Raw genomic sequence first — 23,969 nt, forward strand, 5'->3', positions numbered from 1 at the left:
TTTCTAAAAATATTGAAGAATACGAAAAAAGTAGTGTCCAAGCAAAATCCACTGCAAGAGAAAGAAAACTTAAAGAATCTCCTTCAAAGAACATTGATATAAAAAAAGAATCTAAAACATCTGAAAATGGATATGATGCTGTTGATGCAAAAAAAGCTGATAAAGAATTTTTAGATGCAAATAGGGAATCAAAACCCGAATCAGGAATGAGTCAAAAAGAATTAATAAGAAGAGTTCAAGAAGAACTTAAAAAGTCAAATTTTAACGAAAGTTCAAAGAAACCTTCTGATTTAAAAGTAGACATTTCTACAGAAGAAATTCCTTTAGATAATTCAATTAATAATTATGAAAGATTTCATAGTAATGAAGATTTTCAAAATGAAAGTCCTAAAAAATTTTCTTTAAGAGAAAAATGGAAAAATTTTATAAATGAAGAAGACGACGAATTTTCAATTTTTTCAAGCATTAAAGACGATAGCAAGAAAAAGGAAAATGCAAGAAATTTAGAAATTAGTAAATCTGTTGAGGATTCTGAAAAATCTTTTGAAAATACTCTCTCTACACCAAAAATTGACATTGAAGATGCCATTAAAAAGTCTGAAGAAACAAAGAAGAAAAAAAAGGAAGACAAAAAAAAGGATGATTTAAGTAATAAACCTCAAAATATAAAAAAGAAACCTCAAGAATTTCAAAATAAAAATAAAGATTTAGCGGAAAAAAGTTTCAATGATACAAACATTAATATCACAAAAGAAGATAAATCTAATGAGCTTAACGATAATTCTAAAGATCTTAAATCAAAAAATAATTCTGAGCTTTCTGAAAAACTCAACAGTATAAAAATACCTAAACAAGGAGAAACTTCTAACTCTTCAGATAAGCATACAATTAATAAAAAAAATATTAAACCTAAAAACTTAAAGAATTTATTTAGTTTTAAAGATAATGGCGAAAAACCTGTAAAAGAAATAGAATCTGTAGATTCAAAAGTTGACAAAGCTATTGAAAATAATCTTTCCAAAAAGGTAAATGATATGGAATCAAAAATTTCTAAATCATCTTTAGATGCCCTCGACAAAATAATGGAAGTTTTAAGTAATATTACTGACAAAATTTCTAACTATATTGGGGACTTTGGTTCAAAGGAAAGTAAAATTTTAATTGGAATTGGTACAATATTAAATGCAATTGCACTTTTAATTGGCAGTGGATCTTTTAAGTTTATTTTAATACTATTTTTAATACTTAAACTTGTATTTGATTACTTAGAATTTTATATCCCACTTAATATTGCAACTGATAGAGATGAAATTGACACAAGTTATCCTGAAGTCAAAAAGTTTGCTCTTATAAACTGGATAATATGTAAAGTATTTTTATTTATTGGATTTATTATCACACCTTTTGGTGGATTTCTGAAATACAATATGTTGCAGGCACTTACTGCTATGCCTCTTGCTACATTAATATTAGTTATATTATCCCTTCTCATTGCAATAACTCTTTATAAAGAAGAATTTGTTGGAAGATCAAAAATTAATTTCATTGGATGGTATGCAATTGCTTTTACGCTTTTTGAACTTTTATTTAAGATGATATGGTTTATAATTAATTTTATTTTCGTAACACTTTTTTAAACTCAAGGAGAATGGTTAAATTATTTTTAACTACTCTCCTTTTTTATTTATTTATTTTTTAAAGTTCAATACAATTTTTATTATATTTAATAATAACTTTTATAATCTGTTTCAAAATATTTTTTTAGTTCCCTTGGTTTGTAAATTCCCTTGTCTGTTACAAAGCCTGTAATTAGCTCTGGAGGTGTTATATCAAAAGAAGGATAAATTGCCTTTACTCCCTTTGCAGTGTGATTGCCTAACACAAGGGATGGATCTCTCATTTCAATCACTATGTCCTCTTTTTTCTTTTTTCCCATATCGGGCATTCCCGTCACATAAAAAGGAACATTAAATTCACGAGCAACAATTGCAATTTGGTGTGTGCCAACTTTATTCGCAACATGACCGTCAAGTGTAATTGTATCTGTCGCCGATGTGAATACATCTATTCCTATATTTTCCATGGTGTAGGCAACCATATTATCTGTTATTACATATGTATCAAATCCCATTTCATTTATGCAAGTTGCAGTAAGTCTTGCTCCTTGATAATAAGGTCTAGTTTCTGTGCAGTAAAATTTTACATTTTTACCTTGCTCCTTTAAAGTTCTAGTCATAGTTCCAATAATCGTTTCTGCAAAACATTGTGTCAATACTTTTCCGCCATCAGGGATTACATCACATAGATATTTTGCAACTTCATTCATTGCATTATATCTTCTATTTAGTGAATTTATGGATTCTTGAAAAACTGCATCTACAACATCTTCTCTATTTTTAATTGCTCTTCTAGCAGCTTTAATTGATCCCTCAGTTACTTTTTTAAGTCTACTTGATGTAGTAGGTCTTGCAGTGGAAATTGTATGGGCAGCTTCTTCTAAAAATTTTATTAACTCCTCTCCCTTTAAATTCCTTCCTTCATAAGCTGCAAGTGCCATTCCCATGCCTGCTGCAGTGTAAGGACCTGCTGATTGAGTTACCATGTCCTTTATTGCTCTTGCAACATCCTTATAACTGTTACAAGTTTCAAATCTTATTTCCCTTGGATAGACCCTTCTGTCCAAAATTCTCACTTTTCCCTCTTCATACCAAGCTACATTTTCATATCTAAGCATAAAGGGCATATCATAATCTTGTCTTTCCATTTATTATTTCAACTCCTCAATAATATCAATGATTAAATTTTTTAATTTTGGTGAAACTTCTCTAGCCACATCTTCAACCTCGCTTCCATCCATATTTTCTATTCGATCAGAAGAATAATTTGTTGCAACTGAAAATGCAAGGACCTTTATGCCGCAATGACCTGCCGTCAATGTTTCTGTAATAGTTGACATCCCAACTAAATCGCCACCTAAATTCCTTATTGCGCGAATTTCTGACGGTGTTTCAAAAAATGGACCCACTGTGAAGAAATAAACCCCTTCCTTTAGTTCAATACCTAACTTTATTGCAGATTTTTTTGCTATATTGCGAAGACTTTTGTCGTACAATTTGTCAATTGGATAGAATCTATTGCCAAATTGAGATAAATTATTTCCCCTAGTTGGACTTACTCCAGCAAAATTTATGTGATCAGTTATTAGGCAAATATCTCCAGGATGAAAATTGTAATTCACTGCACCAGCTGCATTTGTAAGGATTAATTCTTTTACACCAAGGAGTTTTAAAACATAGACTGGCGTCGCAAGCTCGTTAAAATCATAACCTTCGTAATAATGAAATCTTTTAGTCATGCAAATTACAAATTTACCCTTTAATTTCCCAAAAATAAATTTTCCACTGTCTTCACTTACAGTTGAAATCAAAAAATTTGGCACATCTTTATAATTAATTTCAATTTTATCTTCAATTTCATCTAAAAGCTTTTCAAGACCTGTGCCGAGAATTATTGCAATCTCAGGTTTTATTTTTATTTTTTTCAAAATATAATCAGCACTTTGTTTATAATTATCAAAAATCTTTTCTTTTAACATAACTTCTCTCCATTCATTTATGATTTTAGTCTAACACAGCATAATAAATTGTCAATTATAAGAAAAATGTGATAAATTATATTTGAGGTGCAGAATGAATTATAGAAAACTTTTAGTAAAATATGGGAAAAAACTTTTAGATAAAAATTTAGTTGCAGGAACAAGTGGCAACTTGAGCCTTCGTGGCGAAAATAGGGAAACATTTTACATCACTCCAAGTGGAATGGATTATTTAGACATCTCAGAAGAGAACATAGTAAAAATAAACTTTGATGGCAAAACTATTGAAGGTGATAAAAAACCTTCTTCAGAGTGGCAAATGCACGCAGAAATTTATAAAAATTATCCAAATTACAATGCCATTGTCCACACTCACTCACCTATTGCGACAGCCTTTGCAGTTTGTAATAAAAAAATTCCAAGGATTTTAATTGAAATGGACGCTTTTTTAGGTGGCGAAATAGAAGTTGCACCCTTTCACGAGGCAGGGTCTCTTGAACTTGCAAAATCTGTTCTTCCTTATTTAAAAAGTTCAAATTCATGTCTAATGGCAAATCACGGCGTGGTCTGCTGTGGAATAGATTTAAATAGAGCTTTTTTATCAGCAGAATATTTAGAGGATGCTGCAAAAATTTACTATTATTCACTAAATATTGGCAATCCAAAAATTATTTCAAAATAAATATAAAGACGCAAAAACCGAGCAATATGCTCGGCCCTTTTTAATAAATTATAAAATTATTTAGATTTTTTTGTCAAAAATTCGTTTATCTTTGGTGCAACTTCTCTTTGACTTCTTCCAGATACAAATAGTCCAATATGACCTGTTTCAACTTCAACGAGTTCAACATCATCTGTACCAACAACTTTAGGTATTGGTCTAGTTGCATTTGGTGGAACTTGATTGTCCTTTGTACCCAAAATTGCAAGCACAGGACATTTTACATTTTTAAGATCTACTCTTTCTCCATCAAGATAAAATTCTCCCTTGATCAAACTATTTTTATGATACATTTCTTCTTGAAACTCTTGGTAAGCTCGTCCAACTTGATCAGGTGAATCAAAGATCCAGTGTTCCATGCGAAGGAAGTTTGCAAGTTTGTTTGGATCATCAAGAGAATCAATTACACCAATGTATTTATCCACCATTAGATCAATTGGCTTTAAGAATACAAATCCTGCATTCATAAATTCTCCCGGCACATTTCCAAAGGCCTTAACCATGTTTTCTGGATTTAAATATGGTCCCCATTTAAATAAAAGTCCATCATCGGTAGAAAAATCAATTGGTGTTACAAGAGATACTAATGCGTTTACTTTTTCGCCATGGATTGCTGTATAAATAAAGGAAAAAGTACCACCTTGACATATTCCTATAATATTGATTTTTTCTATATTGTGTCTTCTTCTAACGATATCAACACAGTCATCGATGTACCCATTGATGTAATCATCTAAACCAATATATTTGTCGTCCATTGTAGGATATCCCCAATCAATGATGTAAATATCTTGTCCACCTTCTAATAGATTTTTAATGAGAGATCTATCTTCTTGCAAGTCCATCATGTATTGTTTGTTGACAAGAGCATAAACAATTAATGTAGGAGTTTTATTAGGATCTTTAACCTTTGGTTCATAGTGATAAAGCTTCATCTTGTCTTCTGAAAAAATTAATTCTTTAGGAGTCGCATCAAATCCACTATAATCTACATTCATAAGAGTGTCCACACCCTTTATAATCTTTTCGTAAGAATCGACCATATCGGACATTGACTTCACATAATCTATTCCAAATGCATTTTTCAAATTAATAACCTCCTATTATTTATTTTTCTTTTTTTCTTCTTCGTATTCTTTATCTCTAATATGTTTTTTTAATGTTCTAACTTCTTTTTTAAGTTCATAAACAGTCTTATATAATGAATCCATATCTGAATTTGTTGGGATTGGAACCCATTTAAGTGACTCTTCAATAACTCTATCTAGGTCAATCTTTAATAGCATTAAAGAGTCAACATAGTTTCCTAAAAATTTAGAAAATTCATCAGAGTAGAATAATTTATCAAACTCTTCAGAAGTTTTTGCTCTCCAATAATCGTAAAATTCTTCAAAGGTTTTAGGCGCTTCGCCCTTTTTAATCATTTCAAAGCTTTCTTTTACAACATTTTCAGTTGATTCATTTACCAAATTTGAAAGCATAATGCTAAGTTCTAAATAATTACCTATAAAGGTAATCATTTTATCTATTGTTTTCATTTGCATTTCATAAGTGTTTCTATCAATTCCAAATTGTGGAGCATTTAACATTTTCCCAAAAGTTTCTCCATAATTTTTCTTCCACAATTTGAAAAATTCAAGAAAAGCTTTTGGATCATCAAAAGCCCCTTTCATGACAGAATCCATTAATTCAGTTGAATTATCCATCCATGGACCATAAATTGTAACAATCATATTCTTATAACTTTCAGCAGCGCCCATACATTGTTTTATTAAATTTTGTAAATCAACAGGTATATATGGGAAAAGATAGTTATTAATATATTGAAGTGAGCTTTCCTTATATTGTTTCATTATCTTTTCAAAATTTTCCCTAGTTGGTTCGATATCCTTGTCGTAAGTATTTTTATAAAGTTCATAAATACTATAATAAAGCTTGGATGTCTCCTTTACTTTTTGTGCAACTTCAGAAGGTGAGCCACTATAATTTAAAAAATCTGCTGATCCAATATCCCCAAAAATTTTATTCAAACTTGAAAAATATTCATTATTAAAGGGATTAAAGTTACCACCAAAGGATTTTGCGTATTCTTGCCACATATTCATCATCTTTTTTTGTGAATTCATATACTCTTCAAAAAAATTGTATTCTTTATCCAAAGTAATTCCTCCTTTTATTTTGTATTAAAACTAACAATTATCTTATAATATTCTTTATTGTTTTATTATTATATACCCTTTTTTTATGTTATTAATAAGGTAATTATTTATTTATTTTCTGCGATAAATTTATTCAAATTATTTTAACTTTCTTAAATAAGATATTTCCTCCATCATCTACGGATACTCCAACATAATTTGAATCAAAAACCTCTTTTAATTTATTTATTTCACTGGCATGAATTACAATTTCTTCGCCAGTAAAATCAAAATCAATATCCTCTGACTTTAATAGTATAAATCTATCATAACCCTCTTCACATAATTCATCTGGGTATTTCTTTTTTAGTGCTACAAGCATATAGCCAGAATCCAAAGTATTTTTGTAGGAATGATAATTTTTCGGTGAAATAGTAGACATTTTATGAGTAAAATTAGAATCTTTATATTTTTCTTCCAATTTTTCCCTTGTAATATTTTGAAGATTTTTTCCCCTATACTCCTTTAAGACAACAACTGTGTCATTTATAATAACCTTCTTTGGATCTAAATAAAAATCCACATCATATGCTAAATTTTCGTCATCGTCAGGAACTTTAATACTTCTATAAGCAACAAGTTTATCCCCATCATAAACTCCAATAAAAGCTCCTCCATTATCTATTAAATGTTCCAAATCACTTTTAGAGTCGTGTGAGAAAATTTCTTTATTTTCTATTCCTTCATAAACTTCTGAAGTAAGTTCGTAAATTTCATCAATATGTTCTTTTCCTAAAAACTTAAAAATTAATTTTTTCATAGTACCTCTGTAATAATAATAATAATAATAAAATTTTATCTAAAAATATATTTTACGTAAAAATTTAGTAATTTTTTCTTTAACGCATTAGCATAAGTAATGTGTCTTTATAATTGTATAATAAAAATCAGAAATAATCTAGAGAATTATTTAAAAATCTATTTAACAAATTAAATTAGTAACTTCTAATCTTGAAGGAAAGGGATATAAATGTTACTATTTTATTAGGTAGGTATCAATGCAATTATATATTTATTAAGGAGGAAATTATGGAATTTATAAGAGAAAATGGCATTTTAACAATTAACCTCGATTCTATTTTAACGCTTGCACTGGCAGTAATATTACTGCTTGTAGGTTACGGAGTTAAAAATAGATCTTCATTTTTAAGAAAATATTGTATCCCTGCACCAGTTGTTGGTGGATTCATGTTTATGTTTATCACATTTATAGGGTACAAAACAAATACTTTTAACTTTGGTTATGAAAATTTATTTCAATCAACATTCATGTTGGCATTCTTTACCACAGTAGGTCTTGGAGCAAATTTAAAGATATTAAAGTCTGGTGGTAAGCTGTTAATTATTTACTGGCTAATTTGTGGACTTTTATCACTTTTCCAAAATATTATTGGCATCGGTGTTTCAAAAACTATTGGACTTCAGCCAGCTTACGGAATGCTCGCATCATCTATATCAATGATTGGTGGACACGGAGCTGCATTGAGTTATGGTAATACATTTGCTAAATTGGGATATGAGCAAGCTCCAGTAGTTGGCGCTGCTGCTGCAACTTTTGGTCTTATCTTTGGAGTTGTAATAGGTGGACCTCTTGGAAGAAGATTGATTTACAAAAATGACTTAAAACCTGTTGACGACAATTTTGACTCTTCAAAACTAGACAGCCTTTTTAAAGAGGAAAAAATCGAACTAACAAACTTAGACATAATTAAAAATGTCGCAGCAATTATTATTTCAATGGCAATTGGCACATTAGTTTCCAAGTTTATCGGCAGTTTAATTAAAATGGATTTTCCTGACTATGTTGGTTCAATGTTTATAGCAGTAATACTAAGAAATGTAAATGAAAAAATACATCTATATAAATTCAGCGGAAATTTAGTAGATGGTATTGGTGATGTAATGTTAAACCTATACCTTGCGCTTGCACTTATGACTTTAGAACTTTGGGAACTTCAAGATTTAATGGGTGGAGTTCTCGTGGTTCTAATTTGTCAAGTAATCTTCATGATAATTTACGCTTACTTCTTCGTATTTAGAGCCCTTGGAAAGAACTATGACGCGGCAGTTATGTGTGCAGGACTTTGTGGCCACGGACTTGGTGCTACCCCATCTGCCATAGTCAATATGACTGCAATTAATGAAGAATATGGCATGAGTAGAAAAGCCATGATGATAGTTCCCATAGTAGGAGCTTTCTTAGTAGACATTATATACCAACCAATAGTTCTAACATTTATTAAAACTTTTGTACAATAATTTAGTTTATAACCACCTGTCAAAGGGTGGTTTTTTAATTACTTTGAAAATTAAAATAAAAAGCTAAAAATATTTTGAATAATACATTAGCTGCAAATCGCTTCCTAATAATAAATTATTAATAATTAATAAAAATATGAAAGCATTGCTAGAATATATTAAACTCAAGTTTATGATGGACTAAAATATATAGAAAATACCAGAGCTATTATAAACTAACTCTGGTTTACTTCCAACTTTATGTTCAAGTTTAATCTTAACATCCATCTAAAATACTTTTCATCTCAATAGTTTTTACTTCATCAAATTTTTCAAAAGCTTTTCTGGAACTTTCTTCATCGTTGAAACACTTCCAATATCCTGTGCATTTGCATATTTTTTTGTGGCGATCCTTAAAATCAATTACATCCTTTAGAGGATATCCTAGAAATACACCAATTTCATCAGGACAAGTTCCATTAAATCGACTCTTTAATAAGCTAAGATAATCTTCAAGTTTAAAACAATTTTCATAACCCATTGTATTTAGAAAATCTAAAATCTTTCGCGTGGATAATTTTTTTATAAGTAAATCTTTTTTAAAAAAATAAACTAAAATAAAATCCTCTCCCTCATTGAGCTCATAAAAATCTAGTCCTAAAGCTTCCTTTATGAGAAGTTTATTTTTTACCCATAAATCTTTCAATGGTCTATTTCCATTTCTTAAGTTTATCATTGTACCTAATTTTAAATCTTTTAAAGTTGGAGCCACAGTGGATTTTATTAAAGCTAAGATATATTCAAAATCTTTAAAATTTTTTATATGATTAAAAAATTCAATGAAAATAGATTTTTCCATGATATCTTATGACCTCGCAAGATCCTTTCCAAGAGCTTCGCACTCTTCTAATGCATCTTCATCTGGATCATCATAAGCAGCAAATCCGTCTGCAACTAATTTTGCTCCAGTATTTTCAACTTCTTCTTGCCAAAGTTTCATCCATTCGCCGTCAGCCCATTCGTAAGAGCCAAATAGCACAACATTTTTCCCTGAAAGAAGTGGATTTACTTTATCCATAAAAGGTCTCATTTCAGTTTCCTCAAGTTCTTCTGCACCCATTGCTGGACAGCCAAAGGCAATTCTATCAACATTTTTTACATCATCCTCAGTTGCAGATCCAACTTGGATTAATTTTACTTCAGCGCCTTCACCTTCTGCGCCTTTAACAATGGCATTTGCCATTTTCTCTGTGTTGCCAGTTCCTGACCAGTATATTACATTTACTTTACTCATTTTATTTCCTCCAATTCTGAAATTTATTATCATCTAACTTTTATTTTAATAAATTTAAAGAGGAATTTTTATATAATATTATAGGAATTTGTTAAATAAAAATCTTCCCATATTATTTTGCAATAATTTGGACTTTTTCAATAATTTTAGGTTTAACAAAAATTATATTAAAAATTATTAACTTATCATTTAATAGCTTCTAAATGAAAAAACCAAGGAAGCTCCTTGGTTTAATCTTTAAATTAATATTAAATTTCCTTAGCCTTACTATTTTTTCCCTTGCCAGGAACTTTGTCAAATATTCCAGTAACCATTAGTGCAATTGCACCGTCTGATGTTACATTACATGCTGTTCCAAAGCTATCTTGTAGTGCAAAAATTGAAAGCATAAGTGCTGTTCCTGTGTCATTAAAACCAAGAACTGATGTTATAAGTCCTAGAGATGCAACGACAGTACCGCCAGGCACTCCTGGTGCAGCTATGGCAAAAATTCCAAGTAAAACTATGAATACTATCATATTTGATGTTTCAGGAAGCTTTCCAGTTAAAATCTGTGAAACTGTCATTACAAAGAAAACTTCAGTTAATACAGAGCCACACAAGTGAGTGTTAGAGCAAAGTGGAATTGCAAAGTCTCTAATCTTTGGATCTAGTGTCTTAGATTTCCTAGCACATTCAAGTGCAACAGGAAGTGTTGCTGCTGAAGACATAGTACCAACTGCTGTTAAATACGCTGGTAAATAGTGTTTAAATACTTCCTTAGGGTTTGTTTTTGAAATAGCTCCTGCAATTGAATACATTACTGTCATCCAAATAAAATGTCCTATTATTACTATAAGAATAATCTTTAGGAAAATTGGAAGTTCAGAAATAATTGCACCTTCATATGATAATGCTGCAAAAGTTGTAGCAATGTAAAGTGGAAGGATTTTTATAACAAAATTATTTACAATAGATAAGATTATTTTGTTTAATTCTAAAAGTAAATTTTCCCAATGTTCTGACTTTGTAACTATTACTGCAATTCCAAATAAAATTGATGTAACGAGAGCAGTCATTACAGGCATAATTGGAGCTATTGATAATTTAAAAATTGATTCTGGAATAACATTTCCTGCTCCAACATTTGATGCGATGTTAAGTTTAGGTATTATTGCTCTACCTGCCAAAAATGACATTGTAGCTGCTCCAACAGATGATATGTAGCATATAATAAGTGTTACACTTAGTATCTTGCCTGCACTTTCCTTTAAAGAAACAATAGCAGGAGTTATAAATCCCAAAATAATAAGTGGAACAATATAACTTATTAAATCTCCTAAAATTCTCTTAATTGTATCAATTACAACAATAGCAGATTCATTAGAAATTCTTCCTACAAAAATTCCAATAATAATTCCCAGTATTAGTTTAAAAACTAAGGAATTAAAAAAACTGTTTTTTTTCATTTCTCCTCCTTGTAAAGTTATAAAATTTGAAGTATTACTTCTTCTACCATTTTACCACTGTATTAAAAAAATTGTATTAAAACTTTTAAAATTTAATTTACATATATAAATTATTTTAGATTGTTTACTAAATGTATCTAAAGGTCAAAACTTAAAAAAATAATTACAAGATTATAATAGATTTCTTGATTATTGAGATACAAAAAGAGTATATTAAAAACAAAAGAAATAAATAAGGAAGTGTAATATGAAGCAAGATATAATAAAATTAAATGTGTCAAATAATAGCATAAGCGAATACAAAGTTTTTGAAGGAATGAAATTATATTCAGAGATGTTTAAATCTGAAGATGGAAAAAAATTAACCAATAAAAGAGTATTTGTAACCAAAAAACAAAATTATGTTTATTATGAAAGGACAGATGTGAATTGGAATTATTGGTCAGATAAAAGAAAATATGACAATAGCTTTGACATAAGTGAAATAAAAAGTGATATAAAATTTGAAGTGTCATCAAAATTAGAAGATTTTACTAAATACTTAGGTGACGAAATAATAAAAAAAATTAAGCTTAAAGAAAAAAATGAAGAAATAATAGAAGTTCTTGATATTTAATCTATTTATATTTTTGGTATACAATTTGGACTAATGCTTTTTAGACTATTGCCTTCTGATAACAGAAAGTGTAGCTCTTTGACAATTAGTGTTGGTGGAGGAAATTATTGATATATGGTTTAAGGTTTATTGCCTAAACCATATATTTTTATGTTAAAAACATAGGGTAATTCTAAATTAGAAATTATAAAAGTAGTAGAACTCTAAATACTCTTTTATAACATAAGAAAAAAAGTTTGAAGACAAAAATCCAATTTAAAAGATTTATTCATTTTATAAAAACCTAACAAGGATATTTATGGTAGTATGATTTTATGTCTATTTTAATTGCATACTATAAAGTAGTGCTGATGATTTCTTACCAACACTATTTATTATAGAACCATAAAAAGAGAGCCCTATGGCTCTCTTTTAAAAATTCTTATATAATACGTGTTGCGTTTACATATCTATCTTGATAATAATCTTCAGTAAGTGAAGAAGTCATAACTTTACCTTGTCCTGATGAAGCATGGATGAACTTACCATCTCCAACATAAATTCCAACATGGCTAACTCCATTACCTGTTGTATTAAAGAACACTAAATCTCCTTCTTGTAAATCAGATTTTGAAACTTGCTTTCCAAAAGTTGATTGTGAGACTGAAGATCTTGGAATTGATATTCCCAGTTCATCATTATAAATTGAATAAACTAAACCTGAACAATCATATCCTTCTTTTCCAGTATCTCCATATACATAAGTTGATCCTAGCTTACTTTCTGCAGAAGAAATTACTTTACCTGCAATTGAAGCATTAGGTGCAGCAGCTTTTTTGAATTCTTTAATTTCTTTTAAATCTTTGTTTTTTATAGCTTCTTGAATTTCTCTTTCATCAGCAGATAAAAGTGATTTTTCATCTACCTTATCTTCTGTCTTTTCTTGTTTTAACCCTGATACAATATTTAAATTTTTTGCTTCAACATTATAATAATTTCCATTGTCTTGAATTACAAAAAATCCATTATTATAATCAACAACATTAACAACTTGATTCTTATTCAAGTTTATTTTTTTCCCATTGTCACTTCTTGCAACTGTATTGTTTTTTACTTGAACTTCAGTTACATTGTTTCTCTTATCAGAAATCTTTTTAAGTGCAGTTCTATCAACACTTCCTACAGTTCCGTCATTACATTTTATCTTTGCTTTATTGTTGTCTATTGAAATACCAATTGCATATTCATCTATAAATAAGTTCCTAATAATTTTACCATTATCATCTAAAATCGGACTTGCCTTGACAACTTTGTATGTAGGAACATTTACTTCTGTAAGTAAAATTTTTTCTTGTGGAATAGTAACTTTTGCCTTACCCTTTTGAACATAATATTCATTTCCCTTGTTTTCAAGTATTTCTACTTTTTCTCCAATAGAAAATTCAATTTCACTTCCACTATATGTTTTTTGTACATGTTCGTTAATAAATACTCCTGTATCTTTCATGCCAACTATTGAAACTGCGCATAGTGCAAATAGACCAAGTGGCAATTTATTTTTTAAGGAAACCAATACTAACAACTCCTATACTCTTTATTTTATATCTTTTAAGAAATTTATTGCGTACTATTTTTTATTACTCATTAAGTATAGCAAAGTTGTTACAAAAAAACAACAAAAAGTTACAAAAAAGTTAAATTAATTTTAACTATTTTGTAACCTTTGCTATTTCCAGTATTTTTTGTTTTTAAAATATGTAGTAAGTAAATCTATAAGCCGCGTTCTGTTTTGTCAACTATCTATCTTGTATTATAGTCGCCTATAATCTCTAGCAACCTACCTACCGGCAGATGCGAGCAACATCTGTTATTCCTATTTGGTTTTGCTCCGAATGGGGTTTACATAGCATCATTATCACTAATGATCTGGTGAGCTCTTACCTCGCCTTTCCAACCTTACCCAAAAGGGCGGTTTATTTCTGTTGCACTAGCCTTAGGGTCGCCCCCACTGGCCGTTAGCCAGCATCCTTGCTCTGTGGAGCGCGGACTTTCCTCACATATGTGCAGTTGACCAATTTACTTACTTAAATAGTTTAACATTAAAAACGTCAAATATCAAGTTCGAAGCTGCTTTCCTCTTCAATATAAAAATTTAAACCTTTGAAATTTTCCATAAGTCTATTTTTTATTTTTTCGAGAACTATTTTTTCTGAATAAAAATGTCCCACATCGATTAAAATAATTCCATTTTCATAAGCTTTTTGTCCATCGTGATATTTTACATCTCCAGTTATAAAGGCATCTACACCGGATTTTTTTGCATTAGAAATAAATTCCGCGCCGCTTCCTCCTAAAATTGCAACTTTTTTTATTAATTTATCTTCTCTTCCATAAAACTTGATTTTTTTAACTTGGAGTTTTTCCATTAAAAATTTATTTAATTCTAACAAAGAGTATTCCTTTTCAAGTTCTCCAACTAAGCCCATGGCTTTTTCTTCTTCATAGGCAAGAATACTTTTATTTTTTAAATTTAACTTTTCAAATAAAGTATCATTTACTCCATCCTTTGCAATATCCATAGAAGTGTGATAGGAGAATACTGAAATATTATTCTTTATTAGAGAAATTACATTATTGCCCATATATGTTCCCTGAATTATATTTTTTTCTCCTGAAAAAAACATTGGGTGATGAGTGATAATTAACTTAGAGTCCAATTCAATTGCTTCTTTAATTAATTTATCTGTAATGTCTAATCCAAGAATGATAGAATCTGTAACTTCTTTAAATTCAATTTGACTTCCAGAATTATCCCAGCTAAGTTGATATTCATCTTTTGCCCAATTTTCCATATAACTTTTAATTTCACTAACTTGATATTTCATCTATTGCCTCCTCTGTCATTTTTAATAACGCCTTAAGTTCAGCACTTCTCTTTGTTGACCTATCATTTTTATTTTTAATGCTACTTATTATATTTTGAAGTTCAATTTTTCTTTCTTTTAAAAATTCTAAATATACTTTTTCTTTTTTTTCTATTAAAATCTTTGAAAAATAATAATCCACTTCATTAAAATTTATTTTTTTACCAGTAAATTTTGCAACAAGAATTTCAAAAAACCTTTCATCTTCATAAATTATTTCTTCATCAATTATTAAAAAGCCCATATTATTTAATTCTCGGCGCAATATATTTGTTTTTTGCATCGGTTGTAAAATTAATTTTTTTGCATTTTTAGAAATATCTAGTGAATTTAAAATAATTTCTGCAATTTGAATTCCGCCAAGACCAGCAATAATTATGTCATCTCTTTTTTCATTTACAATTCCATTTGCAAGTATATTTTTAATATATTTTTCATTGCCTAATTCTTTTGTGAGATCAATAGATTTTTTCAAAGAATTTCTTGAAATATCCGTAGCAATAATATCTCTTGATATATTTTTTTCACACAAAAAATTGGGCACATATCCATGATCTGTGCCCACATCAATTACCGAAGCTCCAAAATCTACAAGTTCTGCAATTTTTTTTAGCCTATTCGACAATTTTATCATTCTAAATAATCCTTCAATTTCTTTGATCTACTTGGATGGCGAAGTTTCCTTAATGCCTTCGCTTCTATTTGTCTAATTCTTTCACGAGTTACGTCAAATTCTTTTCCAACTTCTTCAAGAGTTCTTGCCCTTCCATCGTCAAGTCCAAATCTAAGGGTTAATACCTTCTTTTCTCTGTCAGTTAAAGTTTCAAGAACTGTGTTAAGTTGTTCTTTTAACAAAGTAAATGTAGCAGCATCTTGTGGAGATAAAATTTCATCATCTGGTATAAAATCTCCAAGATGCGAATCTTCTTCCTCTCCAATTGGCGTTTCAAGAGAAACTGGCTCTTGTGCAATCTTTTGAATTTCGCGAACTCTATCTACATCTAAATTCATTTCTGCAGCAATTTCTTCTGGAAGTGGATCACGTCCTAAATCTTGTACAAGTTGTCTTTGAACTCTTACAAGTTTATTAATTGTTTCAACCATGTGTACAGGAATTCTAATTGTCCTAGCTTGATCGGCAATTGCCCTTGTAATTGCTTGTCTTATCCACCAAGTTGCATAAGTTGAAAATTTAAAACCCTTAGTGTAATCAAATTTATCAACAGCTTTCATAAGTCCAAGGTTTCCTTCTTGAATTAAATCTAAAAAACTCATGCCTCTTCCAACATATCTTTTTGCAATTGAAACAACAAGCCTTAAATTTGCTTCTGCAAGTTCTTTTTTAGCAAGCTCATCTCCAGCTTCCATTCTCTTTGCTATTTCGACTTCTTCATCTGCAGTAAGTAGAGAAATTTTACCAATTTCTTTAAGATACATCCTTACAGGATCGTCAACAGTTACTCCTTTAGGGACTGATAGATCTTCCTTAGTAACATCTACCTCATCTACGTCATCTTCATCATCTTTTAAATCTTTTTTGTCAATTAAATGAATCCCTTCTTTTTCAAAGGTTTTATATAATTCATCTATATCGTCAGAATCAATTTGAAACTTTTCGAAGGCATCTCCTATTTTATCGTAGCTTAAATTACCCTCTTTTTTACCATCCTTTAAAAGCTGTTCTGTTACTGATTCTATTGAATCTTTATTTTTTAAATTATCACTCATAATTGCCCTCCTCTTTTAACTCGCTTAACTTTAAGTTAATCTCTTTAAGATCTTTTAAAGCTTGGAGTAAGAGATTTTTGTCTTCTTCCACTTGAAGTTTTTCAATGTTTTCTAAGATTTTATCTTTTTCCCTTTTTAGATAATTTCTCTCTAAAGTTTTGATTAAGTCATCTACAATTCTGTTATTTACATGAATATTTTCTATTATTTCTAAAATGTTCTCTCTAAAATTAGAGTCTATTAACATATTATTTTCCAATAAATTTAGAAAATCAGAAACTTCCATTTCATTTTCAAACATTCTAGGAATTTCTTCAAAAACAGCCCTAGTCATTGCATTGCTAAAATAAAAAACTTCAATTTTATTTTTTATATAAGTATAAATATCATTGTCAAGTAAAGAATATGATAATAATTCCTCTTGTGCCTTAGTTTTTGTACTTTTCACAACATTTGTATTTTTCTTTACCTTGAACTTTTCTTTTTTCGAACTTTTTATTTTATTTCTATTTAGAAAATTTATATAATTTTCAATAGCATTGTAAGAAATATTATATTTTTTTGAAAAATCTTTTACAAAAATATCTCTCTCTATTGGATTTTTAATGCTAGATAGAATTTTTGCAGATTCAATAGTAAAATTGCTAAGTCCTTCGCTTTCATTCAAATTGAAATTTTCTTTTAGCTTTTTTATTTTGAACTCTATATATGAAATTGCACTTTTTATTTTATTTTCAAAGCCTTCCATTCCATATTTCTTAATAAAATCGTCTGGGTCTAGTCCACCCTCTAATTCAATGATTTTTGGTTTGACAGATTTAGATAAAAATATATCAATTGCCCTTGAAGTTGCGTTAATTCCCGCATTGTCGCTGTCATAACAGATGTATATATCTTTCGCCATATTCTTAATAATGCCTGCTTGATCTTCTGTAAGTGAAGTACCAAGGCTTGCTACACTATAATTTATACCACTATTGTATAAAGAAATAACATCCATATAGCCTTCAACTAATATTATTCTTTCTCGAGTAGATTCTCTTGAAATAATATTCATATTAAAAAGATTGCTTCCCTTGTGAAATATTGAAGTTTCACTTGAATTTAAATATTTTGGTTTAGCATCTCCAAAGCCTCTTGCGCCAAAACCAATAACTTTATCGTGTTTATTTATAATAGGGAACATAACTCTGTCGCGAAATCTATCAATATAATTTCCCTTTTTACTTTTGGTAATTAAATTCAATTCTAAAAGTTCTTCTTCTTTGTAACCTAATTTAGTTAAGTGATCGTATAAGTCTGTCCACGAGTCCTTTGAATAGCCAATGCCATATCTAATAATAGTTTTATCACTTAACATTCTATTTTTTAAATAAAGTTGTGCCTTTCGTGATGCTTTAAAATTATTTAAAAAGTGCATTGCTGCTTCTCTATTTATATCGTAAAGCCTATTTTTTTTATCGCGCGCTTCTTTATTTTCATCTTTATATTCAGAAAGCCTTATATTATATTTATCCGCCAAAAATTCCACAGCTTCAGGAAAACTTAAATTTTCCCTTTTCATAATAAAGGTAATTACATCGCCCCCAACACCACATCCAAAACATTTGAAAATAGATTTAGAAGGAGAAACAGAAAAGGAGGGAGTCTTCTCAGAGTGAAAAGGACAGAGTCCCATATAGTTTGAACCTGACCTTTTTAATTCGACATATTCTCCAATTAAATCAACTATATCTGCTCTATCCCGTATCTCATTAAGAACATCATCATTTATTACATACAATTAAATGCTCCATCCCTTCGGTATAAAAATATTTTTTATCTGTTTCATAGCATAGGTATCTGTCATCCCTGCAATATAATCAGAAACAATATCTTCTTTACTGTGAACTCTATCATTATAAAGGCTTAAATGATTTTCAGGAATTCTACTCAAGTCATCCATGTAATAATTATAAAGCTCTGTGAGAAGTCTTTTAATTTTAACTTCTTCACTTTTTACAACAGAATCCATATAAACTGTCTTAAACATATACTGTCTAAGTTCCATAGTTGCTTCGTAAACTTCTTTTTCCATCTCTATAATTGGTTTCCCATAGGACTTATTTACTATACCAGTTATCATTGTATTTATTCTTTCTGAAGAAGTGTTTCCAAGAATTTTTGTAAGTTCCTTTGGAAGTGAATCTGATGAAATAATACCTGCCCTAATGGCATCGTCAATGTCGTGATTGATATATGCAATTCTGTCAGCAAATTTTATGATTTTACCTTCAAGAGTTTTTGCCACTCCTCTACCTGAGTGATTTAAAATTCCATCGCGCACTTCTTTCGTTAAATTTAGTCCAATTCTTTTGTCAGAACGCTCTAAGAAATCTACAACTTTTAAAGATTGTTCACCATGGATAAACCCAGAACTTTTTAATTCATTTAATACAGTTTCGCCAGAATGCCCAAAGGGAGTGTGTCCCAAATCATGTCCTAAAGAAATTGCTTCAACTAAATCTTCATTTAACCTAAGTGATCTAGCTATAGTTCTTCCAATTTGACTGACTTCAAGAGTGTGAGTGAGTCTTGTTCTAAAATGGTCTCCTTCTGGAGAAATAAATACTTGAGTCTTGTGTTTTAATCTCCTAAAACTTTTTGAGTGAATAATTCTATCCCTATCTCTTTGAAACTCAGTCCTAAGATTACATTTTTCTTCTTTTTCATTTCTTCCCAAAGTTGAATCTGCAAATGTAGCAAAATCAAAAAGCATAACATGTTCAAGTTTTTCTCTCTCGACTCTTAAATTCATAATTTCACATCCTAGAATTCATATGATTAATTATAATTTCAGCTGTTTCTTCTATTGCTTTATCAGAAACGTCTATTACAAAACATCCAAGTTCTTCCATAACTTGCTTTGAATAATTTAGTTCTTCTCTAATTCTATCGTAATTGGCATACTTTGCACCTGAAGTAAGGCCAAGAGATTTAAGTCTTTGTTCTCTGACAGAAATAATTTTTTCAGGATTTGCAATAAGTCCAATTACTCTATCCACATCTTTTTCATAAACTTCCTTTGGTACAGGAACTTCAGGAACTAGCGGAATATTTGCAACTTTATACAATTTATTTGCAAGATACATTGAAAGTGGAGTCTTAGAAGTTCTTGAAATGCCAACTAAACATATATCGGCTTTTTTTGCACCTCGAGGATCTTTTCCGTCGTCGTATTTAACTGCAAACTCCACACATTCTACCTTCTTGAAATAATTTTCATCAAGTCTTCTTATTAGTCCAGGTTCTCTAAGAGGTTCATATCCCAAAATATCCTCGATTTGTTTCATAGGTTCACCCATTACATCAACTGTGTGAAGCTTTAATTCGTGAGTTTTCCTTTCTATAAATTCTCTAGTCTCTTTTACAACATTTGTATAAACTATTAAACTATTGTGAATTTTGGAAGCTTTCTCGAGAACTGGCTTTATTTGATCAATGCTATTGTGGTATGGATATCTAATTATTTCATAATTTTCTGACTCAAATTGTCTTGCAGAACTTTTAGCAATTAATTCACCAGTTTCGCCAATTGAATCAGAGATTACAAAAATTGTAAGTTGATTATCTTCTTTATTCATACTTCCTCCTAGATTATCTCGCCGTCACATACATCTACAAAAAGTCTAGTTATATTTGTCTTTGTAAATCTACCGACAACTTCAAGATCATTACTATTTTTAACTTCAACAACGGGAAGAGAATCTATTCCCTTTTCCACAATTAAACTCGCTGCTTCATATACACTGTCATTTTTATCAACATAAAAAACATTTGGCATCCTTGTCATAATAACACTTACAGGAGTCTTCTTTATGTCGGCATCTCCTATCATAAATCTAATTAAATCTTTTCTTGAAACAATGCCAGTAAGGTAACCCCCTTCCGTGATAAACATAGATGATAAATCTTCCATAAAAAGATCTACAACTACATCGTAAACGGAAGTCTTTTGATCACAAGAAAATGACAGTGACATATAATCCTTTAATTTTAATTTTTTTAGGTCATCGGAAAGCTGTGAAAGAATAGATTTGCCTGTATAAAAATATCCAAATTTTGGTCTAGCCCCCAATATATTTATCATAGTGAGAACTGAAAGATCTGATCTAATAGTCGCTCTTGACAAACCTAGCTTTTCTGCAATTTCATCGCCTGTAATAGGACCTTCATCTCTTACAATTTCAATAATCTCAGTCTGCCTATCGCTGAATTTCATTCATACACCGACCTATTCTACAACATTTTCTATTTTTAATACTTCTTGAATATTTTCCTCAATACTATTAATTAACGCAAGTCTATTTTGTCTAATTTTTTCGTCTTCTGACATTACCATTACATTTTCAAAGAAAGCATCAATAGCTGGAACTAAATCATTTAGAGCATCCATTGCTTCTTTATAATCTTCAGAAGAAAGTGCTTCTTTAAATTTGCTATTAGTTTCTACAAATTTGTTGTAAAGATTCTTTTCTGCATCTTCATTTAGAAGTTCTTCCTTTACTTCTAAAAAGTCCACGTTTTTAGTCAAATTGTTAATTCTATTGTAAGCATCGACAAAATTTGATCTATCTTCGTTAAACCATTCATTTAATTCTTTAGCTTTTTCAAATATATTATAAATTTCACTGTCAGGAATTAATACAGAATCTATGATGTCATATCTTATTCCTTCTTCTTGAAGCATTGTCTTAATTCTTCCAAAGAAAAATTCCCTTACATTTGCTATTACTTCTTCGTGATTAAATGTAAGTCCTAAATCATTAATATATTCGTATAGGCTTGTTTCTATTACTTCATTTAAATTAAATTTCCATCCAGTTTTTCTAATTATATTTATAATTCCAATTGCAGATCTTCTTAATGCAAAAGGATCTGTTGAGCCCGTAGGGATTTCTCCAATTGCAAAAAGTCCAACTATTGTATCGATTTTATCAGCAAGTGAGAAAATTGAACCCACACTTGATTCTGGAAGTGTATCTCCTGCAAATTTAGGAAGATATTGTTCTCTAATTGCTGTTGCAACAATTTCTTTTTCGCCAGATTTTAGCGCATAAATTTCTCCCATTACTCCTTGAAGTTCAGTAAATTCTATTACCATCTTTGTAGTTAAGTCAGCTTTTGAAAGATGAGCAACTCTATCAAGCGCTTCAATAGCTTCATCTGCAAAAGAAAGAGATTTTGCAATTTTCTTTGCAACTACGCCGTCTCTTTTTTCTTTTTCAAACATAGAACCTAACTTGTCGTTAAATAATACTCCTTTAAGATTATCTACATAGTCTTCAAGAGGCTTTGAAATATCATCTTCGTAAAAGAATTTTGCATCTTCAAGTCTTGCACCTAAAACTTTTTCGTTTCCAGCAATTACAATGTCTTCATAATCCTTAGTACCATTTCTAACTGTAATAAAATATGGCAAAAGCTCATCATCTTGTGAATAAATTGGAATAAATCTCAAGTGATCAATCATTGTAGTTGTTACAACTTCCTTTGGAAGAGTTAAATATTTTTCCTTGATACTTCCCTTTATTGGCGTTGGATACTCAACAATATATGTTAATTCTTCTAATAGATCTTCATTTTCATGAATTTCTCCACCAAGGGATTTGGCAATTTTTGTTGATTCATATTTTATTATTTCACGTCTCTTATTTTGATCTAAAATTACATAATTGTCTTCAAGTAATTTTTCATAATTTTCAACTTTATCTATAATTATTTCTGATGAACCTAGAAATCTATGTCCCTTAGTCTTATTCCCTACAAAAATTCCTTCAAAATCAAAAGGAACAACTTCATCGCCTAAAAGTGAAACAATCCATCTTATTGGCCTTGCAAATCTAATATTTTTGCCACCCCAACGCATATTTTTTGGAAAATTAATATCTCTAATTAATGAAGGCATAATCTCAGCCAAAATTTCTGAGGATTTTCTTCCAATTGATGAAATATTTGCAAAAACATAATCCGTTCCCTTGAGTTCTTTGATTACTAAATCATTTTCACTGATGTTTTGTGACTTCATAAAACCTAAAAGAGGTTTTGTAGGTTTTTTGTCATCATCGTAGGCAATTTTAACTGAAGGACCTTTTACTTCCTTTTGTATGTCTTTTTGCTTTTCATCTAAATCTTCAATAATAAGGCTAAGTCTTCTTGGAGTTGCATAAACTTTTACATTTTTAAAACCAATTTCATTTTCAGCTAATAATTTTTTTGATTTTTCATTTAGTTGCTCAATTGCCATATTGACAAATCTTGAAGGCAACTCTTCCACTCCGATTTCTAGTAAATAATTATTCATTTATTTCACCTCTGTTGATAAGGGGATAGTTCATTTCTTCTCTGTGTTTTAGATGTGTCTTTGCAACAACTCTTGCAAGATTTCTAACTCTTTGAATATAACTTGTTCTTTCAGAAACAGAAAGAGCTCCTCTTGCATCTAATAAATTAAAAGTATGAGAACATTTAAGAGTATAGTCATAAGCATCAATTACTATTCCTTCTTCAATTACTCTATTTGCTTCAGCTTCGTACATATCAAATAGTTTTCTAAGCATATCGACATCTGCAAGTTCAAAGGCATATTTAGAATGTTCATATTCATTCTTTTTAAATACCTCTCCATATGTTATATTTTCGTTGTATTGAATATCATAAACAGATTCAACATTTTGAAGATACATTGCAATTCTTTCAAGTCCATAAGTAAGCTCTGCACTTTCAAGGTCAAGGTTCACTCCTCCAACTTGTTGGAAATAAGTAAATTGTGTAACTTCCATCCCATCAAGCCAAACTTCCCAGCCAAGACCCCAAGCACCAAGTGTAGGAGATTCCCAATTGTCTTCAACAAACCTTATATCGTGCTTTTTAGGATCAATTCCAATTGCGAAAAGTGAATCAAGGTAAAGTTGTTGAACATCTTCTGGAGATGGCTTCAAAATAACTTGCAATTGATGATGTTGATATAATCTATTTGGATTTTCTCCATATCTACCATCTGCAGGTCTTCTTGAAGGCTCAACATATACTACTTTCCATTCTTCAGGTCCAAGTGATCTCAAAAAAGTGTTAGGATTCATAGTTCCTGCACCCTTTTCAGTGTCATAAGGTTGCATTATAATTGCTCCCTTTTCCTTCCAATAATTTTCCAATGTCATAATTAAATCTTGGAAATACATTTTTTCCT

22 protein-coding genes and 1 other RNA gene are annotated in these 23,969 nt (G+C 29.9%); 4 read left to right on the forward strand and 19 right to left on the reverse strand.

The window, feature by feature from the left end; genetic code table 11:
* A partial coding sequence (locus MR285_RS02145) for a zinc ribbon domain-containing protein (protein ID WP_293557561.1) occupies window positions 1-1,637 on the forward strand: 1,637 nt, incomplete at its 5' end.
* A gap of 86 nt (window positions 1,638-1,723) precedes the next feature.
* Here the strand turns inward: MR285_RS02145 and MR285_RS02150 are convergent.
* The gene (locus MR285_RS02150) at window positions 1,724-2,764 is read right to left on the reverse strand and encodes a s-methyl-5-thioribose-1-phosphate isomerase (RefSeq protein ID WP_293557563.1); all 1,041 of its coding nucleotides are present in this window, start codon (window positions 2,762-2,764) and stop codon (window positions 1,724-1,726) included.
* A gap of 3 nt (window positions 2,765-2,767) precedes the next feature.
* A complete protein-coding gene (locus MR285_RS02155; protein WP_293557565.1) occupies window positions 2,768-3,595 on the reverse strand; it encodes a purine-nucleoside phosphorylase in 828 nt (275 codons plus the stop codon).
* 94 nt (window positions 3,596-3,689) lie between these two features.
* Here MR285_RS02155 and MR285_RS02160 point away from each other — a divergent pair, with 94 nt between their 5' ends.
* On the forward strand, window positions 3,690-4,277 hold the full coding sequence (locus MR285_RS02160) for a class II aldolase/adducin family protein (RefSeq protein WP_293557567.1): 588 nt from the start codon (window positions 3,690-3,692) through the stop codon (window positions 4,275-4,277).
* 56 nt (window positions 4,278-4,333) lie between these two features.
* Here MR285_RS02160 and phaC read toward each other — a convergent pair whose 3' ends face one another.
* The 3 genes from phaC to MR285_RS02175 form a co-directional block, all read right to left on the reverse strand.
* The gene (gene phaC / locus MR285_RS02165) at window positions 4,334-5,404 is read right to left on the reverse strand and encodes a class III poly(R)-hydroxyalkanoic acid synthase subunit PhaC (protein ID WP_293557569.1); all 1,071 of its coding nucleotides are present in this window, start codon (window positions 5,402-5,404) and stop codon (window positions 4,334-4,336) included.
* Window positions 5,405-5,419: 15 nt separating this feature from the next.
* Window positions 5,420-6,475 carry a poly(R)-hydroxyalkanoic acid synthase subunit PhaE gene (locus tag MR285_RS02170; protein ID WP_293557571.1) on the reverse strand — a complete coding sequence of 352 codons (1,056 nt, stop codon included), beginning with the start codon at window positions 6,473-6,475 and terminating at the stop codon, window positions 5,420-5,422.
* Window positions 6,476-6,608: 133 nt separating this feature from the next.
* Window positions 6,609-7,274, reverse strand: coding sequence for a GNAT family N-acetyltransferase (locus MR285_RS02175; RefSeq protein WP_293557573.1), 666 nt, complete (start codon window positions 7,272-7,274; stop codon window positions 6,609-6,611).
* A 269-nt stretch (window positions 7,275-7,543) separates the two neighbouring features.
* Between MR285_RS02175 and gltS the strand changes: the two genes are divergently transcribed.
* Window positions 7,544-8,773 carry a sodium/glutamate symporter gene (gene gltS, locus MR285_RS02180; RefSeq protein ID WP_293557575.1) on the forward strand — a complete coding sequence of 410 codons (1,230 nt, stop codon included), beginning with the start codon at window positions 7,544-7,546 and terminating at the stop codon, window positions 8,771-8,773.
* Between the two features lie 256 nt (window positions 8,774-9,029).
* Here the strand turns inward: gltS and MR285_RS02185 are convergent, their stop codons facing one another.
* From MR285_RS02185 to MR285_RS02195, 3 genes are all read right to left on the reverse strand, one after another.
* The gene (locus MR285_RS02185; protein ID WP_293557577.1) at window positions 9,030-9,611 is read right to left on the reverse strand and encodes a DUF3793 family protein; all 582 of its coding nucleotides are present in this window, start codon (window positions 9,609-9,611) and stop codon (window positions 9,030-9,032) included.
* A gap of 6 nt (window positions 9,612-9,617) precedes the next feature.
* Window positions 9,618-10,046 (reverse strand): flavodoxin, encoded by a 429-nt coding sequence (locus MR285_RS02190; RefSeq protein WP_293557579.1) that lies wholly within the window; start codon window positions 10,044-10,046, stop codon window positions 9,618-9,620.
* Window positions 10,047-10,294: 248 nt separating this feature from the next.
* Window positions 10,295-11,494 (reverse strand): dicarboxylate/amino acid:cation symporter, encoded by a 1,200-nt coding sequence (locus tag MR285_RS02195; RefSeq protein ID WP_293557581.1) that lies wholly within the window; start codon window positions 11,492-11,494, stop codon window positions 10,295-10,297.
* Window positions 11,495-11,741: 247 nt separating this feature from the next.
* Between MR285_RS02195 and MR285_RS02200 the strand changes: the two genes are divergently transcribed.
* Window positions 11,742-12,110 (forward strand): EXLDI protein, encoded by a 369-nt coding sequence (locus MR285_RS02200; RefSeq protein ID WP_293557583.1) that lies wholly within the window; start codon window positions 11,742-11,744, stop codon window positions 12,108-12,110.
* A gap of 421 nt (window positions 12,111-12,531) precedes the next feature.
* On the opposite strand, the gene MR285_RS02205 is transcribed toward MR285_RS02200, so the two are convergent.
* The 11 genes from MR285_RS02205 to MR285_RS02255 all read right to left on the reverse strand — a co-directional run bounded on the left by MR285_RS02205 (window position 12,532) and on the right by MR285_RS02255 (window position 23,961).
* Window positions 12,532-13,662: a C40 family peptidase gene (locus MR285_RS02205; RefSeq protein WP_293557585.1), complete on the reverse strand. Its 1,131-nt coding sequence runs from the start codon at window positions 13,660-13,662 to the stop codon at window positions 12,532-12,534.
* Window positions 13,663-13,846: 184 nt separating this feature from the next.
* An RNA gene (gene rnpB / locus MR285_RS02210) (RNase P RNA component class A) lies at window positions 13,847-14,172 on the reverse strand.
* A gap of 25 nt (window positions 14,173-14,197) precedes the next feature.
* Complete coding sequence (locus tag MR285_RS02215) at window positions 14,198-14,974, reverse strand: Nif3-like dinuclear metal center hexameric protein (protein WP_293557587.1); 777 nt, start codon at window positions 14,972-14,974, stop codon at window positions 14,198-14,200.
* Window positions 14,958-15,647, reverse strand: coding sequence for a class I SAM-dependent methyltransferase (locus MR285_RS02220; protein WP_293557589.1), 690 nt, complete (start codon window positions 15,645-15,647; stop codon window positions 14,958-14,960). The genes MR285_RS02215 and MR285_RS02220 overlap by 17 nt, the downstream gene beginning before the upstream one ends.
* Window positions 15,644-16,741, reverse strand: coding sequence for an RNA polymerase sigma factor RpoD (gene rpoD, locus MR285_RS02225; RefSeq protein WP_293557591.1), 1,098 nt, complete (start codon window positions 16,739-16,741; stop codon window positions 15,644-15,646). The genes MR285_RS02220 and rpoD overlap by 4 nt, the downstream gene beginning before the upstream one ends.
* Complete coding sequence (dnaG, locus tag MR285_RS02230) at window positions 16,734-18,524, reverse strand: DNA primase (protein ID WP_293557593.1); 1,791 nt, start codon at window positions 18,522-18,524, stop codon at window positions 16,734-16,736. The genes rpoD and dnaG overlap by 8 nt, the downstream gene beginning before the upstream one ends.
* Entirely contained in the window at window positions 18,525-19,538 is a 1,014-nt protein-coding gene (locus MR285_RS02235) for a deoxyguanosinetriphosphate triphosphohydrolase (protein ID WP_293557595.1), read from the reverse strand.
* Between the two features lie 4 nt (window positions 19,539-19,542).
* Window positions 19,543-20,364, reverse strand: a complete 822-nt coding sequence (locus MR285_RS02240) for a pyruvate, water dikinase regulatory protein (RefSeq protein ID WP_293557597.1) — start codon at window positions 20,362-20,364, stop codon at window positions 19,543-19,545.
* An 8-nt stretch (window positions 20,365-20,372) separates the two neighbouring features.
* The gene (locus MR285_RS02245) at window positions 20,373-21,002 is read right to left on the reverse strand and encodes a helix-turn-helix transcriptional regulator (RefSeq protein ID WP_293557599.1); all 630 of its coding nucleotides are present in this window, start codon (window positions 21,000-21,002) and stop codon (window positions 20,373-20,375) included.
* Window positions 21,003-21,014: 12 nt separating this feature from the next.
* On the reverse strand, window positions 21,015-23,084 hold the full coding sequence (gene glyS / locus MR285_RS02250; protein ID WP_293557601.1) for a glycine--tRNA ligase subunit beta: 2,070 nt from the start codon (window positions 23,082-23,084) through the stop codon (window positions 21,015-21,017).
* Window positions 23,077-23,961 (reverse strand): glycine--tRNA ligase subunit alpha, encoded by an 885-nt coding sequence (locus MR285_RS02255; RefSeq protein WP_293557603.1) that lies wholly within the window; start codon window positions 23,959-23,961, stop codon window positions 23,077-23,079. Before MR285_RS02255 ends, glyS begins: the two co-directional genes overlap by 8 nt.
* Between the last annotated feature and the right edge of the window lie 8 nt (window positions 23,962-23,969).

Source organism: Peptoniphilus sp. (assembly GCF_022767005.1).
In the GTDB taxonomy this organism is placed as follows: Bacteria; Bacillota; Clostridia; order Tissierellales; family Peptoniphilaceae; genus Peptoniphilus_A.

Coding starts and splice junctions, on each gene's coding strand:
- MR285_RS02150 (WP_293557563.1), bottom strand. CDS start 2,764: ATGGAAAGACAAGATTATGATATGCCCTTTATGCTTAGATATGAAAAT.
- MR285_RS02155 (WP_293557565.1), bottom strand. CDS start 3,595: ATGTTAAAAGAAAAGATTTTTGATAATTATAAACAAAGTGCTGATTAT.
- MR285_RS02160 (WP_293557567.1), top strand. CDS start 3,690: ATGAATTATAGAAAACTTTTAGTAAAATATGGGAAAAAACTTTTAGAT.
- MR285_RS02175 (WP_293557573.1), bottom strand. CDS start 7,274: ATGAAAAAATTAATTTTTAAGTTTTTAGGAAAAGAACATATTGATGAA.
- gltS (WP_293557575.1), top strand. CDS start 7,544: ATGGAATTTATAAGAGAAAATGGCATTTTAACAATTAACCTCGATTCT.
- MR285_RS02185 (WP_293557577.1), bottom strand. CDS start 9,611: ATGGAAAAATCTATTTTCATTGAATTTTTTAATCATATAAAAAATTTT.
- MR285_RS02190 (WP_293557579.1), bottom strand. CDS start 10,046: ATGAGTAAAGTAAATGTAATATACTGGTCAGGAACTGGCAACACAGAG.
- MR285_RS02195 (WP_293557581.1), bottom strand. CDS start 11,494: ATGAAAAAAAACAGTTTTTTTAATTCCTTAGTTTTTAAACTAATACTG.
- MR285_RS02200 (WP_293557583.1), top strand. CDS start 11,742: ATGAAGCAAGATATAATAAAATTAAATGTGTCAAATAATAGCATAAGC.
- MR285_RS02215 (WP_293557587.1), bottom strand. CDS start 14,974: ATGAAATATCAAGTTAGTGAAATTAAAAGTTATATGGAAAATTGGGCA.
- MR285_RS02220 (WP_293557589.1), bottom strand. CDS start 15,647: ATGATAAAATTGTCGAATAGGCTAAAAAAAATTGCAGAACTTGTAGAT.
- rpoD (WP_293557591.1), bottom strand. CDS start 16,741: ATGAGTGATAATTTAAAAAATAAAGATTCAATAGAATCAGTAACAGAA.
- MR285_RS02235 (WP_293557595.1), bottom strand. CDS start 19,538: ATGAATTTAAGAGTCGAGAGAGAAAAACTTGAACATGTTATGCTTTTT.
- MR285_RS02240 (WP_293557597.1), bottom strand. CDS start 20,364: ATGAATAAAGAAGATAATCAACTTACAATTTTTGTAATCTCTGATTCA.
- MR285_RS02245 (WP_293557599.1), bottom strand. CDS start 21,002: ATGAAATTCAGCGATAGGCAGACTGAGATTATTGAAATTGTAAGAGAT.
- glyS (WP_293557601.1), bottom strand. CDS start 23,084: ATGAATAATTATTTACTAGAAATCGGAGTGGAAGAGTTGCCTTCAAGA.
- MR285_RS02255 (WP_293557603.1), bottom strand. CDS start 23,961: ATGTATTTCCAAGATTTAATTATGACATTGGAAAATTATTGGAAGGAA.